We start from the raw sequence: 15,650 nt of genomic DNA on the forward strand, positions 1-15,650 counted from the left end.
CCGACCCGGGCGGGGCCGCCGATTATCGGGCCGGTGGCGGCGGTGTGGCCGCCGCCACCCGCCCGGTCACGCGTCGAAGGGCGACCGGCCGTCGCGGATGCCGGCGACCAGGGCCCGCAGCCGCCCCATCAGCAGCCGCTGCACCCCCGGGCCGAAGCTGATCCGCGCCGCGCCCCGCCGGCCCAGCTCGGCCGGCGCCGGCGCACCGGGCCCGAGCCCGACGTTGACCGGCCCCCGCACCGCGCGGCAGAACCGCTCCACGTCGGCCTCGGGCAGGAAGATCGGGTACACGCAGTCCGCGCCGGCGGCCAGGTAGGCCAGGGCGCGCTCCACGCCTTCGTCGAACGAGCCGCTGCCGTGCAGGAAGACGTCCACGCGGGCGTTGACCACCAGCGCCGGGTCGGCGGCCCGCACCGCGCCCAGGAACTCCACCTGCTCGGCCTGCCCGACCAGCGCGCCGGTGGCCGGGTCGGAGTCCTCCAGGTTGCAGCCCACCGCGCCCGCGTCGGCCAGCCGCGCGGCGATCTCCGCGGGCGGCAGCCGGTAGCCGCGCTCCACGTCGGCGGTCACCGGCACGTCCACCGCGCGCGCCACCCGCGCCACGGCGGCGAACGCCTCGTCGGCGGGCATGTCCTCGCCGTCGTCGTAGCCCAGCGACGGCGCGACCGCGGCGCTGGCGGTGGCCACGGCGGGGAACAGCTCCGCCACCACGCGCGCCGACGCGGCGTCCCACGCGTTCGGCAGCACCAGCGGGTCGCCGGGCACGTGCAGCGCGCGCAGCGCGGCGGCCTTTTCGGCAGCGGTGTTCACAAGGACCTCCCGGACGTGCGTGGCGGCGACCACGCAGTTGTGCGTGCCAGCGGTGGCGATCGCCCGCGGCGCTCCCGCGCCGGGAGCGCGATCGCCATGATCACCACCCTAGGAAACCGCCGGCCCTTGACAAGGTCCACTCCCTCGCCACGCCCCCGGACCACTCCGGAGGCTGACCCCGGCCCGGCTGCGACGCCCCGCCGAGCACGCCTGCCGGCCCGGGACCTGACGCGACACCGGGACCCCGGGCCGAGCCGCTCACCGCAGCGCGCCCGGAACCCGCCCGAGCACGGGGCGCAGGCCCACGACCGTCACCACCGCTGCGGCAACCCCGGCCGGTGCGTGCCGACCGACCACTCGAAACCCTCCGGGTCCACCACCCGGCAGACGTAGTTGCCCCACTCCTTCAACTCCGGCTCCCACACCGGCTCGCCGCCCGCGCCCACCGCCCGCGCGTACAGCGCGTCGACCTCCGCCTGCCCGTCCACCGCCAGGTACAACCCCAGCCCCGAGGTGTCGCCCCGGCGCGGCGCGCGCTCGTAGCCGTCCCGGTCGCTGAACACCATCAGCGCCGCCCCACCCCGCCGCAGCTCCGCGTGCGCCACCCCGCCCAGCTCGTCGGCGAACCGCATCGTCGTCTCGAACCCGAACACCTCACCCAGCCACGCGATCGCCTTGTCGGCGTCACGACAACCCAGGTACGCGTGAAGAGAAGTCATGGCGCGAGCCTGCACCCCATCGCGGACGACCACCGCCCTCGACCACCGGCCGCGCGCAAACCCGCCGTTCGGCGGATACCGGACCCGCCGCCGACCGGTGAGGTTGGGTGCTGCGATGCGTCGGGGGCACGTCGAGGGGAGAGGTCGAGGGTGTTCCGACCCGTGCCGACGCCCGTCCTGCCACCCAGCACCGCACTGGCCGCCGTGGCCACGGCCCCGCCCGACCGGGCCTGGCTCGCCGGCACCACCGGCGTGTTCACCAGCCGGGCCTCCGCGCCGCTGGTCCTGCGCTGGACCGGCGCCGACTGGGCCGAGGAAGCCCTGCCCGCGCTGCCCGCCGCCGCCAGCCTCGCCGACATCTCCGCCGCCGCGCCCGACGACGTGTGGGCCGTCGGCAACAGCGCCGGCCGCCCCCTGGTCCTGCACTACGACGGCGACCGCTGGCACGCCGTCCCCACACCCCGCATCCCCTGGGCCAAAGCCGTCGCCGCCCTCGCGCCCGACGACGTCCACGTCGTCGGCGCCGGCAGCGACGCCCTGCACTGGGACGGCCGCGAGTGGACCCGCGCCACCGCCCTGACCTCACCCCGCGAAACCCTCCACACCATCACCGCCACCGCCCGCGACGACGTCTGGGCCGGCGGCGGCGGCCTCACCGGCGCCGCGCCGGCCACCTACGAGTACCCCGTCCTCGTCCACTGGGACGGCGCCGCCTGGACCGACCGGCACGGCCCCCGCCTCGACCACGGCCACATCGCCCGCCTGGCCGCCGCCGCACCCGACGACCTGTGGCTCGGCCACGCCCACGACACCGAAGGTCTGCACGTCCACCACTACGACGGGCGCCGCTGGACCCCCGTGCCGCCACCGCGGGACACCGACCGGCTCAGCCTGCACGGCGTCGCCGCCGGCTGGACCTGGGGCGTGCGCGCCGCCCGCCGCAGCTTCGAGACCCGCCCCGCCTACCACCGCTGGACCGGCGACGACTGGACCCGCGTGCCCCTGCCCGACGACCTCGACCGCACCCCCGCCTCGCACGTCGGGCTGACCACCGACGGCCACACCACCTGGGCGTTCCTGAAAACCGCGGCGGGCGTGCGGATCCTGCGCCACACTGCCCCGTGACCTCCGCCGCCACCCTCACCGTCCTGGGCTCCGCCACCCCCTACCCGCGCCCCGACCGCCCGTGCTCGGGCTACCTGCTGCGCGCCGCCGGCACCGCCATCTGGGTCGACGCCGGACCCGGCACCCTCGCCGCCCTCCAGCGGCACCTGCGCCCCGACCGCCTCGACGCCGTCTGGATCTCCCACACCCACGCCGACCACACCGCCGACCTGCTGCCCGCCTACTACGCCCTGCTGTTCGCCGACCTGCGCCCACCGCGCCCCATCCCCCTCTACGGGCCGCCCGGCCTCGCCGACCGCCTGGAGGCGTTCCTCGCGAGCACCGGACCCAACCCGGCCTCCGCCGCCTTCGACGTCCACGAGCTGCACGACGGCCACCGCGCCGACGTCTGCGGGTTCACCCTCACCAGCCACGCCGTCCAGCACGGCGTGCCCGCCTTCGGCCTGCGCGCCGCGCACGGCGACCGCACCTTCGCCTACTCCGGAGACACCGGCCCCTGCCCCGCGCTGACCGACCTCGCCGCCGACGCCGACCTGTTCCTCTGCGAGGCCGACGGCAGCGACCCCACCCCGCACCACTGCACGCCCGAGGACGCCGCCTCCGCCGCCCGCGGCGCGCACCGGCTGCTGATCACCCACGTCGGCCACACCCTCACCGAGGAGCAGGCCGCCGAACGCGCCGGCGCCCCCGTCGCGCAACCCCACGAGGTTCACCACATCGGATGACGGGCGCCCGCAGCGGACAGCACCCGCAGCGAAAGCCGTCCCGGGGTGCGGGAGACCAGGCGGTGGGCCGGGGACCGTCCCAGATGATCACCCGTTCGGTTGATGCGAATGCGCTCGTGCACGCACCACTGTTGGCGCATACCCCTTTCGTGGAGAACCCGAGCACAAGGAGCGCCTCGTGGCGGACCAAATTCGCACCACCGGCAAGTGGATCTCAGTCGACCCGAACACGCCCGAGATGAAGCTCGACGGCCTGGGCAGCGATCACATCAAATGGGGCGTCCCGGCCTCGGGCGACCCGAACGCCGGGCGGAGCGAGTACGAGTTCACCGGCGCCCTCGCCCACACGAAACACGACGGCAGCAACAAGTTCGAGGTCACGCTGGGCACGTTCACGCACCACAACTACGTGATCCTGATGGGGCAGCAAACGGAGTTCCAGGCGACTCTCGAGGTCGACATCGAGTTCAAGGACGATGGCACCAAGCACAGGTGCACCGTCGTCTTCTCCCACGTCGAAACCGTCAACTCGCCTGGTTACGTGGACGACAAGGTCAAATTGCCGGAGGTCTCCGGCAACGAGATCGTGCACGTCGAAGGTGTCGAGTACAAGGTGTCGATCGTCGGTTTCCTGGTGGGCGGCCACGGCGAACCGCTGCCCCAATTCCTCAGCGCCGAGGGCAGGCACAACGAGGCCGACATCATCGCCAGGTTCGAGCGGACGAACCCGTTGGTCGGCGGCTGAACCGCGGACGGGCTCCCCGCCGTCGGGCCGGCCCACCCGCGGCGGGCGCGTGGCGGCGGTCAGCCGAGGCGCAGCACGGTCTCCTCGATCTCCGCGCCCCGGGCGGGCGCGTAGGAGACCTCGGTGCCGACGATCTCGAAACCGGCCCTCCGCAGGACCCTGAGCGATGCGAGGTTGTCGCTCGCCGCGCGGGCGTGCAGGGGGCGGACCCCGACCACGTCCAGGAACAGGGCGAGGGCCCGGCCGGCGACCCCCTGCCCCCAGGCCGGGCGGTCGACCCAGTAGGTGATCTCGGTGTCGCCCTCCACGACGAAGCCGGAGATGCTGCCGACGAGGAGCCCGTCACGGGTCACCGCGCGCAGGGTGACGTCGGGGGAAGCCCTCACCTTCGCCATGTGGGCGTCGAACGCCTCGCGGTCGTCCGGGTCCTCGGCGGTGAACGCCGCCATCCGGACCGACTCCGGGTCCCGCATCTGCTCGAACAGGGCGTCGAGGTCGGAGTCCTCGACCGACCGCAGTGCCACCTCCCCCATCGACGTCCTCCTCATCGCGCACGGGCCGGCGAGCAACCTATCAGCGACGTCCGACGATCCCGGCCCCTGCGATCACCCGCGTACCCGGCCGCCACCGTGCTGTGGGGGCTCCTTCGAGGCGGGTTTTCCGGGCGGTTTCTCGGGGTGGATATTATTTTGGTATTCACTGAAATGATCAAAGTCATCAAGATGGTTGATCCGGGTTGTCGCCGTGAGGCGCCCCGCCCCTGAACCCGTTGGAGGACAACGCTGTCACCTGCGCCGGGCTGTGACGCACGGCGCACGGCCGGTTGTTAACTGTAAACAAGCTACCGCCGAACGGGCGCGGCCGGTCGGATCAACGCACTACGACTTCCGGCCGCTTGCCCGGTTTTGTTCCACTGCTGTTTCCACATAGTTTGAGCTGCGGTTTTGCCCGATTCGCAGGTCTTGGGCAGGGAGCTGACCTGCGCCGCCGAGCGGTACCTGAAACCGCTTCACGTCCGATGGGGGCATTTACGCGGCCGTTAACGCCCATACGATCGGTGCACTTGGTCGTCCGCCCCGGCCGATGGCGTCCGCCGCCCGACCGGTGGCCCCCGGACTACCCTGCACTGTCCGGGGGCCACAAGTCAGACGGGGCGAGGACCCCGGCGCGTCACGCCCCCGTGGTGCCGCCGACGACGGCGTCCGAGGAGGGCTCCTCGCCGGTCTTCTCCGGCGGCGGCACGATCCCGGACAGGTCACCGCCGTTGTCGTTGACCCGCAGCACGAACGGGCGGGTCCGGGTGTACTGCACCACCGACAGCGACGCGGGGTCGACCACGATGCGCTGGAAGCCGTCCAGGTGCACGCCCAGCGCGTCCGCGAGCACCGCCTTGATCACGTCGCCGTGGCTGCACGCCACCCACACCGCGCGCGGCCCGAACTCCGCGGTGACCCGCGCGTCGTGCGCCCGGATCGCGGCCACGGCGCGGGCCTGCACGGCGGCCAGGCCCTCGCCGCCGGGGAACACCGCCGCGGACGGGTGCTGCTGGACCACCTGCCACAGCGGCTCGTCCAGCAGGTGGCGGATCTCCTTGCCGGTCCACTCGCCGTACTCGACCTCGGCCAGCCGGGGCTCCTCCACCGCCGCCAGGCCCCGCTCGGCCAGCAGCGGCGCCAGCGTCTGCCGGCACCGCTCCAGGGGCGAGGTCACCACCGCGTCGACCGGCACCCCGGCCAGCCGCGCCACCAGCCCGGCCGCCTGCTCCGCGCCCCGCTCCGCCAGCCCGACCCCCGGCCGGCGGCCGGCCAGGACCCCGGAGCCGTTGGCGGTCGAGCGGGCGTGTCGGAGCAGGATCGCGGTAGCCACGGCGACCAGCCTAGGTGGGGTTGATGAGGCCCATGGACAGCAGGCCCATCAGCACGATGCCCAGCAGCAGCCGGTACCAGACGAAGGCCGAGTAGCTGTGCTTGGACACGTAGCGCAGCAGCCAGGCGATCGTGGCGTACCCGACGACGAAGGAGACGAGGGTGGCCACGACCATCTGCGGCACCGAGGCGGCGTTGGGCTCGGAGCGGTCCAGCACGTCCGGGATGGAGAACACGCCCGCGCCGAACACGGCGGGCAGCGCCAGCAGGAACGAGTAGCGGGCGGCGGCGGCCCGGTCCAGCCCCAGGAACAGGCCGGCGGTCAGCGTGCCGCCCGACCGGGACACGCCGGGGATCAGCGCCATCGCCTGGGCCAGGCCCATGCCGACGGCGTCCTTGAGCTGCAGCCGGTCGCGCGCGTGCTTGGCGAGGTGGTCGGCGAGCCCGAGCAGCAGGCCGAAGACCACCAGCACGGTGGCGGTGATCCACAGGTTGCGCAGCGAGCTGCGGATCTCGTCCTTGAACACGTAGCCCAGCACGCTGATCGGGACCGACCCGATGATCACGTACCAGGCCATCCGGTAGTCGTCGGTCTTGCGCGCCGCCGCGCTGAACAGCCCCTTGAACCACGCGGCGACGAAGTTGCCGATGTCGCGGGCGAAGTAGATCAGCACCGCCAGCTCGGTGCCCAGCTGGATCACCGCGGTGAACGACGCTCCCGCGTCGTTGCCGAAGAACAGCGTGGACACGATCCTGACGTGCGCCGACGAGGAAATGGGCAGGAATTCCGTCAAGCCTTGGACGAGTCCGAGGACCAGGGCCTGCAACCAGCTCAACTACCCACTCCTGCCAGATCCAGAGCTTCGGTCGCGGTGCGTAGCGCCGCGATCCCCTGGTCGAGATCTTGCAGCATGGGTGAAAGGGTGAGCGTGGTGACCCCCGCTTCGGCGTAGGCGCGCATCCGCTCGGCGATGCGCTCCTTGGGCCCCAGCAGCGAGGTCGCGTCGAGGAAGTCGACCGGCAGCGCGGCCATCGCGCCCGCGTAGTCCCTGGCCAGGTACCTGTCCCGCACCTCGGCCGCCGCCGCGGCGAAGCCCATGCGCGCAGCCAGGTCGTGGTAGAAGTTCTTCTCCCGGCTGCCCATGCCGCCCACGTACAGCGCCGCGTAGGGGCGCACGTGGTCGGCGCAGGCGCGCCAGTCGGCGCCGACGGACAGCGGCGCGGTGGGCACGACGTCGAACCCCTCCAGCGTCCGGCCGGCCTTCTCCCGGCCCCGGCGCAGGGCCGCCAGCGGGGCCGCCGAGTGCTCGGGCGAGAAGAAGACCGCCAGCCAGCCGTCGGCGATCTCGCCGGCCAGCTCCACGTTCCTCGGGCCGACCGCGGCGAGGTAGACCGGCAGGTGCTCGCGCACCGGGTGCACGGTCAGGGTGAGCGCCTTGCCCGGGCCGTCGGGCAGCGGCAGCCGGTAGTGCTCGCCGTCGTAGCGCAGGCGCTCCCGGCGCAGGGCCGCGCGCACGACGTCGACGTACTCGCGGGTGCGGGCCAGCGGCTTGTCGAAGCGCACGCCGTGCCAGCCCTCGGAGACCTGCGGCCCGGACACGCCCAGCCCCAGCCGGAACCGGCCGCCGGACAGGGAGTCCAGGGTGGCGGCGGTCATCGCGGTCATGGCCGGGGTGCGCGCCGGGATCTGCAGGATCGCGCTGCCGACGTCCACGCGCCCGGTCTGCGCCGCCACCCACGCCAGCACGGTCGGCGCGTCGGAGCCGTAGGCTTCGGCGGCCCACACCACCGAGAAGCCCAGCCGGTCGGCTTCCCTGGCCAGTTCGAGGTTCGCGGCGTCGTTGCCCGCGCCCCAGTACCCGAGGTTCAGTCCCAGTCGCACCAGCCGGACCCTACCGGCGGGTAACTGCGGGCGCCAGGGCGGGCCCGCTCCCCCGCCCCGGCCGCTCCCCCGCGCGCCGGGACGAGGGCGAACAGCACGCGCGCGCCGGCGGCCTACTCGTGCGGGTGAACCCGGTCGGGCCGCACGCGACCGCGCGCCCGCGCCGTGTGGATCACCCTTTAGGCTCCCCCACGTGGAACAGCGATACCTCGGCCGCAGCGGACTGCGGGTGTCCCGGATGGGCCTGGGCACGATGACCTGGGGCCGCGACACCGACGCGGACGAGGCGGCCACCCAGCTGCTGGCGTTCACCGAGGCCGGCGGCACGCTGGTGGACACCGCCGACGTCTACGCCGAGGGCGAGAGCGAGCGCGTCCTGGGCGGCCTGCTCGGCGAGGTGGTGCGGCGCGACGAGCTGGTGATCGCGACGAAGGCGGTGGCCCGGCGCGACGACGGCCCGTTCGGCGGCGGCGCGTCGCGGGGCGCGCTGCTGGTCGCCCTGGAGGGCTCGCTGCGCCGGCTGGGCGTGGAGCACGTGGACCTGTGGCAGCTGCACGCCTGGGACGCGGCGGTGCCGCTGGAGGAGACGCTGTCCGCGCTGGACGCGGCCGTGACCTCGGGCAAGGTCCGCTACGTCGGGGTGTCGAACTACTCGGGCTGGCAGCTCGGCACGGCCGCCGCGCTGCCCGGCCACGTGCGGATCGTCTCCACGCAGGTGGAGTACTCGCTGCTGGAGCGCGGCGTGGAGCGCGAGGTCGCGCCGGCCGCGGAGCACCACGGCATCGGCCTGCTGCCGTGGGCGCCCCTGGGCCGCGGCGTGCTGACCGGCAAGTACCGCAACGGCACCCCGTCGGACTCGCGGGGCGCTTCGTCGCACTTCGCGGGCTACGTCGAGCAGCACCGCACGGAGCGGGCGGCGCGGATCGTGCAGGCGGTGGCGACGGCGGCGGACGGCCTCGGCACGTCGCCGCTGTGCGTGGCCCTGGCCTGGGTGCGCGACCGGCCGAACGTCGCGGCCCCGATCGTGGGCGCGCGCGACAGCGGCCAGCTGCTGGGCTCGCTGGCGGCCGAGGCCCTGACCCTGCCCCCGGCCATCCGGGCCGCCCTGGACGACGTCAGCGCCGTGGGCTTCGGCTACCCCGAACGCCCCATGGGCTGACCAGTCGCGCCACGACGACGAGTTTCCCCGGAAAGCACCACGACGCCCCGACTTCCCGGCGCTTGTGCTCTTCGCTTTCCCTGAGTCCAAGAGCTTGTTTCAACAATGGTTCTACGCAGCGGGACCACGGCAGAGGGACCACGACGCAGGGCGACGGTCCGCACGCAGGTCCCCACTCAAGTCGGGAACGCTGTGCAGCGGGACCACATCATCGCTCGTACACCAATCCGCCGGCGCGATCCCCCTCTTTCCGTCCTTGACCCGTCCGGGCTCATCCGTGAGGGCAAGCGCTCCACCGCGGCCCCGCTGCTCAGCAGCGGTGGCGGCGGTGGTCGCCGAAGACCTCGTCGACGAGGTGGAACCACTCGCGGATACCGCCCAGCCGGTCTTCGAGCCAGGTGGCGGCGTCGGTCGCGAGGTCGAGGGCGCCGGGGGTCCGCAGGCGGTCGGTCAGGTGTTCCACCAGGTGCCGGATGCGGCGCACCGGGGGCGGGTGGGTGCCCGCGAAGGGCACGGGCAGGCCCAGTTCGGCGGCCAGGCGGGCGGTGACCTCCTGGAGGAACGGGACCAGCAGCAGGGCGCCCACCAGGCAGGGCTCGTGGGCGTCGAGTTCGCGCGGGGTCAGGTCGTCGAGGGTGTGGAGCAGGAACGTGGCGGCGATGCGGTCGGCCTCGTGCTCGCGGGTCCAACCGACGGACTGGGCGTCCAGCGGGCCGACCGGGGTGTTCGGGTCGGTCCAGCGGCGGGCGTCGAGCAGGTGGCCGGCCTGCACGTGGGCGACCTCGTGGGCGATGACGAACTGGGTGGCGCGGCGCAGCATGAGGCTCGTCAGGGCCTGCCGCCTGCCCGACAGCTCGGGCAGGGGGCGGGCTTCGACGGCTCCGTTGCCGTAGAGGTGGGCGTTGACGGCCTCGGCGAGGGCGTAGGACGCCTGGTCGGCGGTGAGCAGCGGGGGTGTGCCGTAGGCGGGCAGCGCCCCGGCCATGGTCTTCAGCACGGCGGAGAGCAGACCGGTCAGGCCGCTGTTGACCAGCACCAGCACGCCGCGGCCGGGCACGGGGACGCTCAGGCCGTCGAGGGTGCCGGTGGGGAACACGCCGGCGAGCACGGGGGTGGTGACGGGCCGGCCTGCGGTGCGGGCCAGGTGCAGCACCTCGGGCTGCAGGGCGTCCAGGGCCTGCTGGAGGGCGTGGAGGTGGTCGGCGCGGTAGGCGGCGGGGCGGGCGCGCACCTCGGCGAGCCGCTCCAGCCTGGCCTGCGGGGATTCGGCGGCCACCTGGGTCCAGGTGTGGTAGCGCCGGACGGGGTCGGCGGGCCGCGGGGCCGCGGCCAGGCCGTCCACCACCCGCCTGGACCGCAGCAGCTCCCCGTGCCGGCCCCGCAACTGCTCGACCGTCATCGGCGTCGCCTCCCTTCACCCGGGATAGTCGCGGAAAGCCCGGTCGGGGTACGGGTGGCGGGTGACTACCACCCTGCCAGACCAACGACAACACCCTCCCCCTGCGTGACGATGGTTGTTTCGTGATGGATGCTGGGAGGACGTCTCGCGATCGGGTCAACAGGAGGTTCGACGTTGCGCCGACAGGCCGCGGTAGTGCTCACCGGGACCGCGCTGCTCTCCGGGTTGCTCTCCGGCTGCGCCGGCGAGGGGAACTCGGGTGACCCGTTGCAGGTGGCCGCGACGCTGGAGCCGGCCGGGCCCGCGGTGTCGCCCGAGCAGCCCGGGTCCCCCGCGGGGACGGTGGTGCCGCTGGGCCGGGCCACCGCCGTGGCGGTGGTGGGCGACCGGGTGGCGGTGGCGGTGGCCGAGCCGCCGTCGGTGCTGCTGTACCCGCTGGACGCGGTGGCGGCCACCGCGCCGCGCGTGGTGCCGCTGCCGGGTGTCGCCGAGCGGCTGACGGCCGTGGGCGACGCGGTGGAGGCGCCGGTGCCGGGCAGCGGGGTCGTGGTGACGGTGCGGCCCGACGGGTCGACCTCCCGGCGGGAGGTCGACGGGGGCCCGGTGGACGTGGCGGTCGTGGCCGGCCGGACGGTGGTGGCGCGCCGGGACGCGAAGCTGGTCGGCGTGGACGACCGGGTGGTGACCGGGGTGTCGAGCCCGGACCGGGTGGTCGCGGCCGGCGCCGACGCGGTGGTGCTGGACCGGCCGCGCAGCGCGGTGTTCGACGTGGTGCTCGACGGGGAGGGCGGCCCGTCGCTGGGCGCCGGCCTGCGGGCGGGCGACGGGGCGACCTCGGCGGTGGGCGACCGGTTCGGCCGGGTGCTGGTGGTGGACACCCGGGGTGGCGAGCTGATGGCGTTCTCGGTGCGGCCGCTGATCATGCGCCAGCGCTTCCCGGTGCCGGGCGCGCCCTACGGGATGGCCTACGACGGCACGCGCGACCTGGTGTGGATCACGTTGACCGCGGTCAACGAGGTGGTGGCGTTCGACGTCGCGGGGGGTGAGCCGGTGGAGCGGTTCCGGTTCCCCACGGTCCGCCAGCCGGACTCGGTGGCGGTGGACCCGGGCAGCGGGCGCGTGTTCGTCGCGTCCGGGGACGGCCAAGGGATGCAGGTGATCGGGATATGAGCGACGGGGTGGTCGACGGGGATTGGGAGTACCGGCCGCTGCGGCTGCCGGCCGGTGTCTCCCGCCGCACGGCGACGACGCAGCTCACCCTCCACGCCGAGTTCGCGGGCTGGGAGCTGTCCAGGACGCTGCTGTTCGGCGACGGGTCGCGCAAGGTGTGGCTGCGCCGCAGGCGCACGACCGCGACGCTGCCGGGCGTGATCACCTGACCACTCCCGGTACCACCACAGCTGTGGTACCACAGCTGTGGTGAACGTCAGCTGAGCTCGGCGAACGCGGCGGCGGGGTCGCGGTCGGCGCGCCCGGCGGGCAGCCACCGCCCGTCGCGGGAGCGGTAGGGGTACCAGCGCCCGTCGCGCCCGTAGCGCAGTTGCCGGTCGCGCACGGTCCACCGGTTGCGCCAGACCCGCGCGGCGGGCAGCTCCCCGTCGGCCCAGGCGGCGCGGGCACGGGCCGCGTCGGGCCCGGCCGGCGTCCAGGGCTCCTCCAGCACCTCCAGCCCGGCGGGGCCGCCCTGCCGCCAGGCGGCGACCTCGGGCGGGCGGGCGTCGAGCCGGTCGGCCAGCTCCGGGTGGGCGGCGGCCAGCCGGATGCGGTCGCGCCGTTCGTCCGGCTCGGGCAGCTCGCCGGTGAGCAGCAGTTCGCGGGCCTTGGCCGCCGCGTCGGCGACCAGGACCGCCAGCACCGCCACGTCGAGCCCTTCGACGGGCTCGAACTCCGGCAGGGGTCCGAGGTCGGCCGGCGGCGGGTCGGGGGGCAGGTCGACCGGCGGCCGGGCGTGGGCGTCGGTGGCCGGCACGCCGCGGGCTCCGGCCGGGGGGCGGGCCCCGGCGACGACCTCGTCCTGGTCCCGGCCGCGCAGCAGGAGCAGCACCCACGGGTCGGCGTCGAGCAGCCACGACGCCTGGTGGCACAGGGCGGCGGCGTGCCGGCAGGGCAGTTCCCAGCCGGGGCAGGTGCACTCGGGGTCGAGGTCGCCGATGCCGGGCAGCAGCCGCACGCCCGCGTCGGCGGCGGCCTCGGCGAGCTCGCGGGGCATCTCGCGGTCGAGCAGGGCGGCCAGGTGCCCGGTCTTGGCGGCGACCTGGCCGAGGAAGCGGTCCCACTCGGCGTCGGTGAACGGCTCCAGCCGCACGGTGGTGTGGTAGGTGTCCTCGGTGTCGTAGACGGCGGCGGAGAGCCGGCCGGGGCTGGCGGTGATGGTGCCGACCAGGCCGGCGTGGGCGTACCCGCGGCCCTGCCGCAGCGGGCGCTGGTCCAGCGAGGTGTCCTCCACCGCCTGCAGCCAGGCCCGGCCCCACCAGGAGCGGGCGCGGCGCACGCCCTTGCCGAACGCCGGGAAGCCCTTGACGCGCCCGCTCACGCCCTCAGCTCCACCAGGTCGGCCAGCTCGGCGTCGGTGAGCTCGGTCAGCGCGCCCTCGCCGCGGGCCAGCACGGAGTCGGCGAGGGCGCGCTTGGCGCGCAGCAGCCGCGCGATGCGGTCCTCGACGGTGCCCTCGGCGATGAGCCGGTGCACCTGCACGGGCCGGGTCTGGCCGATGCGGTGCGCGCGGTCGGTGGCCTGGTCCTCCACGGCCGGGTTCCACCAGCGGTCGTAGTGCACGACGTGGTCGGCGCGGGTGAGGTTGAGGCCGGTGCCGGCGGCCTTGAGCGAGAGCAGGAACACCGGGACCCCGCCGTCCTGGAAGCGGCGCACCATCTCCTCGCGGGCGGGGACGGGCGTGCCGCCGTGCAGCAGTTGGCTGCCGACGCCGCGCGCGGTCAGGTGCCGGCCGATGAGCCGGGCCATGGCGACGTACTGGGTGAACACCAGCACCGCGCCGTCCTCGGCGAGGATCGTGCCCAGCAGCTCGTCGAGCAGCTCGAGCTTGCCGGAGCGGCCGGCGAGGACGGGGTCGGCCTCCTTGAGGTACTGGGCGGGGTGGTTGCACACCTGCTTGAGGCCGGTGAGCAGCTTGACGACCTTGCCGCGCCGGGCCATGCCGTCGGCCTCGGCGACTTCGGCCATCAGCTCGCGCACGACCGCCTCGTAGAGGCCGGCCTGCTCGCGGGTCAGCGCCACCGGCCGGTCGGTCTCGGTCTTGGGCGGCAGCTCGGGCGCGACACCGGGGTCGGTCTTGCGCCGGCGCAGCAGGAACGGCCTGACCAGGGCGGCGAACCGGGCGGCGGTCGCCTGGTCGCGGTCGGCCTCGATCGGGGTGGCCCAGCGGGCCTTGAACCGGGGCAGCGGGCCCAGCAGGCCGGGGGTGGTCCAGTCGAGCACGGCCCACAGCTCGGTCAGGCTGTTCTCCACCGGGGTGCCGGTGAGGGCGACGCGGGCGGCGGAGGGGATGCGGCGCAGCGCCTTGGCGGTGTCCGAGGCGGGGTTCTTGACGTGCTGGGCCTCGTCGGCGACGACCAGGCCCCAGTCGACCTCGGCGAGCCGGTCGGCGTCCAGCCGCATGGTGCCGTAGGTGGTGAGCACGAACCCCTCGTGCGCCGGCTCGCGGCCCGCGCCGTGGTAGCGGCGGACGGGCACGCCGGGCGCGAAGCGCTCGACCTCGCGCTGCCAGTTGCCCAGCAGCGACGCCGGGCACACGACCAGGGTGGGCCCGGCGGCGCGGTGCAGGTGCAGGGCGATGAGGGTGATGGTCTTGCCCAGGCCCATGTCGTCGGCGAGGCAGGCGCCGAGGCCGAGCGAGGTCATGCGGTCCAGCCAGCGCAGCCCCTGCAGCTGGTAGTCGCGCAGGGTGGCCCGCAGGGCGGCGGGTTGTGCCACAGCCCGTTCCGCGGCGTGCTCCGGGTCAGCCAGGCGGGCGCGCAGGTCGGCCAACCAGCCCGTGGCGGTCACCGGGACCTGCTCGCCGTCGATCTCGGCGACCCCGGTCAGGGCCGCGCCGAGGGCTTCGACGGCGGTGACGGGCTTGAGGTCGCGTTCGCGGGCCTTGCGGGCCAGCTCGGGGTCGACCAGGACCCAGCGGTCGCGCAGCCGCACGACCGGGCGGTGCGCTTCGGCGAGCCGGTCGAGCTCCTCGGGGGTCAGCGGGTCGTCGCCGAGCGCGAGCTGCCAGTTCACCGCGGTGAGCCGGTCGGGGCCGAAGAAGGACGGGCGCTCGGCCGAGCCGCCGAACACGGCCTTGGCCGACAGGTCGCGCACCAGCTCGCGCGGCCAGTGCACCTCCACGCCGGCCGCGGCGAGCCGCGTCGCGCCGTCGCGCAGCAGCAGGTCCACGTCGGAGTCCAGCAGCGCCACCTCGTCGGGCACGGGCAGGTCGAGCAGCCGCTCCAGCGGCGGGAACGCGCGGGCGGCGCGGCGCAGGCCGACCAGGGCCTCGGACCGGGCGCGCGGGTCGGCGCCCGCCCACAGCCGGGCGGCGTCGACCACCGCGGTCGGGTCGGCCAGGCTGTGCACCTGGACCACGGCGCGCAGCGGGTCGTGCCCCTCCACGCGCAGCGAGATCCGCACGCCCGGCTCGGCCCAGGCGCGCAGGTGCGCCACCCGCTGCGGCGCGGTGGCGGCGAAGGCGGGCGCGCCGGCGGCGCGCGCGGCCGCCGCGCCGCGCGGCAGGGTGTCGGCGACGGCGTCGAGGAACGCGCGCAGGTGCGGTTCGGCCTCGGCCAGCTCCAGCGGGTCGCGGCCGGGCAGCGGCACGGCGCGCGCGGCGGCGGGCATGGCCTGCGCCAGCTCGCGGATCCGCCGCGCGTCGGCGGCGTCGAGCGGGCCCAGCCGCCAGGCGTCGAAGTCGCCGTCGGTGACGGCGGGGCGGACCCGGCCGCGGGCGATCAGGTGCAGGGCCAGGACCACGGCCGCGCCCCAGAACGCGGCGGCCGGGTCGGCGCGGGGGTCGCGGCGGGCGCGCGAGAGCAGCGGCACCGCACGGGCCACCGGCAGCCGCACGGCGGCGACCTCGTGGGCGGCGCCGTCCGGCCGGGCCAGGACGAGCCGGCCCGCGGGCGGCCGGTCGGGCAGGCCGTCGCCGTGGAAGGCCAGGGTGGACGTGCGCGGTGGGTCGGCGGGTTCGAAGACGACCGCGCACCGCTCGAGACCTGTGTCCAGCGCTCCCCCTAGA

General features: G+C 75.0%; 15 protein-coding genes. 6 read left to right on the forward strand and 9 right to left on the reverse strand.

Going from position 1 to position 15,650, the window contains the following annotated elements:
• Positions 1 to 66: 66 nt before the first annotated feature.
• Both JOE68_RS00125 and JOE68_RS00130 read right to left on the reverse strand, forming a co-directional pair.
• Entirely contained in the window at positions 67 to 810 is a 744-nt protein-coding gene (locus tag JOE68_RS00125) for an isocitrate lyase/PEP mutase family protein (protein ID WP_204840298.1), read from the reverse strand.
• A 311-nt stretch (positions 811 to 1,121) separates the two neighbouring features.
• Positions 1,122 to 1,529, reverse strand: a complete 408-nt coding sequence (locus JOE68_RS00130) for a VOC family protein (protein ID WP_204840299.1) — start codon at positions 1,527 to 1,529, stop codon at positions 1,122 to 1,124.
• A 162-nt stretch (positions 1,530 to 1,691) separates the two neighbouring features.
• Here JOE68_RS00130 and JOE68_RS00135 point away from each other — a divergent pair, with 162 nt between their 5' ends.
• The 3 genes from JOE68_RS00135 to JOE68_RS00145 all read left to right on the forward strand — a co-directional run bounded on the left by JOE68_RS00135 (position 1,692) and on the right by JOE68_RS00145 (position 4,124).
• Complete coding sequence (locus tag JOE68_RS00135; RefSeq protein ID WP_204840300.1) at positions 1,692 to 2,654, forward strand: hypothetical protein; 963 nt, start codon at positions 1,692 to 1,694, stop codon at positions 2,652 to 2,654.
• Positions 2,651 to 3,379: an MBL fold metallo-hydrolase gene (locus tag JOE68_RS00140; RefSeq protein WP_204840301.1), complete on the forward strand. Its 729-nt coding sequence runs from the start codon at positions 2,651 to 2,653 to the stop codon at positions 3,377 to 3,379. The genes JOE68_RS00135 and JOE68_RS00140 overlap by 4 nt, the downstream gene beginning before the upstream one ends.
• Positions 3,380 to 3,557: 178 nt before the next feature.
• Positions 3,558 to 4,124, forward strand: coding sequence for a choice-of-anchor K domain-containing protein (locus tag JOE68_RS00145; RefSeq protein WP_204840302.1), 567 nt, complete (start codon positions 3,558 to 3,560; stop codon positions 4,122 to 4,124).
• 59 nt (positions 4,125 to 4,183) lie between these two features.
• On the opposite strand, the gene JOE68_RS00150 is transcribed toward JOE68_RS00145, so the two are convergent.
• The 4 genes from JOE68_RS00150 to JOE68_RS00165 form a co-directional block, all read right to left on the reverse strand.
• The gene (locus tag JOE68_RS00150; RefSeq protein ID WP_204840303.1) at positions 4,184 to 4,657 is read right to left on the reverse strand and encodes a GNAT family N-acetyltransferase; all 474 of its coding nucleotides are present in this window, start codon (positions 4,655 to 4,657) and stop codon (positions 4,184 to 4,186) included.
• A 637-nt stretch (positions 4,658 to 5,294) separates the two neighbouring features.
• A complete protein-coding gene (locus JOE68_RS00155; RefSeq protein WP_204840304.1) occupies positions 5,295 to 5,990 on the reverse strand; it encodes a histidine phosphatase family protein in 696 nt (231 codons plus the stop codon).
• A gap of 10 nt (positions 5,991 to 6,000) precedes the next feature.
• Entirely contained in the window at positions 6,001 to 6,825 is an 825-nt protein-coding gene (locus JOE68_RS00160) for an undecaprenyl-diphosphate phosphatase (RefSeq protein ID WP_204840305.1), read from the reverse strand.
• Entirely contained in the window at positions 6,822 to 7,871 is a 1,050-nt protein-coding gene (locus JOE68_RS00165) for an LLM class F420-dependent oxidoreductase (RefSeq protein ID WP_204840306.1), read from the reverse strand. The genes JOE68_RS00160 and JOE68_RS00165 overlap by 4 nt, the downstream gene beginning before the upstream one ends.
• A 193-nt stretch (positions 7,872 to 8,064) precedes the next feature.
• Here JOE68_RS00165 and JOE68_RS00170 point away from each other — a divergent pair, with 193 nt between their 5' ends.
• The gene (locus JOE68_RS00170) at positions 8,065 to 9,030 is read left to right on the forward strand and encodes an aldo/keto reductase (RefSeq protein WP_204840307.1); all 966 of its coding nucleotides are present in this window, start codon (positions 8,065 to 8,067) and stop codon (positions 9,028 to 9,030) included.
• A 310-nt stretch (positions 9,031 to 9,340) separates the two neighbouring features.
• Here the strand turns inward: JOE68_RS00170 and JOE68_RS00175 are convergent, their stop codons facing one another.
• A complete protein-coding gene (locus tag JOE68_RS00175; protein ID WP_204840308.1) occupies positions 9,341 to 10,429 on the reverse strand; it encodes a M48 family metalloprotease in 1,089 nt (362 codons plus the stop codon).
• A 174-nt stretch (positions 10,430 to 10,603) separates the two neighbouring features.
• On the opposite strand from JOE68_RS00175, the gene JOE68_RS00180 reads away from it, so the two are divergent.
• Positions 10,604 to 11,599 (forward strand): YncE family protein, encoded by a 996-nt coding sequence (locus tag JOE68_RS00180; RefSeq protein ID WP_204840309.1) that lies wholly within the window; start codon positions 10,604 to 10,606, stop codon positions 11,597 to 11,599.
• Positions 11,596 to 11,808 carry a DUF5703 family protein gene (locus tag JOE68_RS00185; protein ID WP_204840310.1) on the forward strand — a complete coding sequence of 71 codons (213 nt, stop codon included), beginning with the start codon at positions 11,596 to 11,598 and terminating at the stop codon, positions 11,806 to 11,808. The genes JOE68_RS00180 and JOE68_RS00185 overlap by 4 nt, the downstream gene beginning before the upstream one ends.
• Before the next feature lie 47 nt (positions 11,809 to 11,855).
• On the opposite strand, the gene JOE68_RS00190 is transcribed toward JOE68_RS00185, so the two are convergent.
• A complete protein-coding gene (locus JOE68_RS00190; protein WP_204840311.1) occupies positions 11,856 to 12,962 on the reverse strand; it encodes an SWIM zinc finger family protein in 1,107 nt (368 codons plus the stop codon).
• Positions 12,959 to 15,637 carry an SCO1167/SCO6262 family helicase gene (locus JOE68_RS00195; protein ID WP_204845840.1) on the reverse strand — a complete coding sequence of 893 codons (2,679 nt, stop codon included), beginning with the start codon at positions 15,635 to 15,637 and terminating at the stop codon, positions 12,959 to 12,961. Before JOE68_RS00195 ends, JOE68_RS00190 begins: the two co-directional genes overlap by 4 nt.
• Positions 15,638 to 15,650: the final 13 nt, after the last annotated feature.

The sequence above is a fragment of the Saccharothrix algeriensis genome (genome assembly GCF_016907655.1).
Classification (GTDB): domain Bacteria; phylum Actinomycetota; class Actinomycetes; order Mycobacteriales; family Pseudonocardiaceae; genus Actinosynnema; species Actinosynnema algeriense.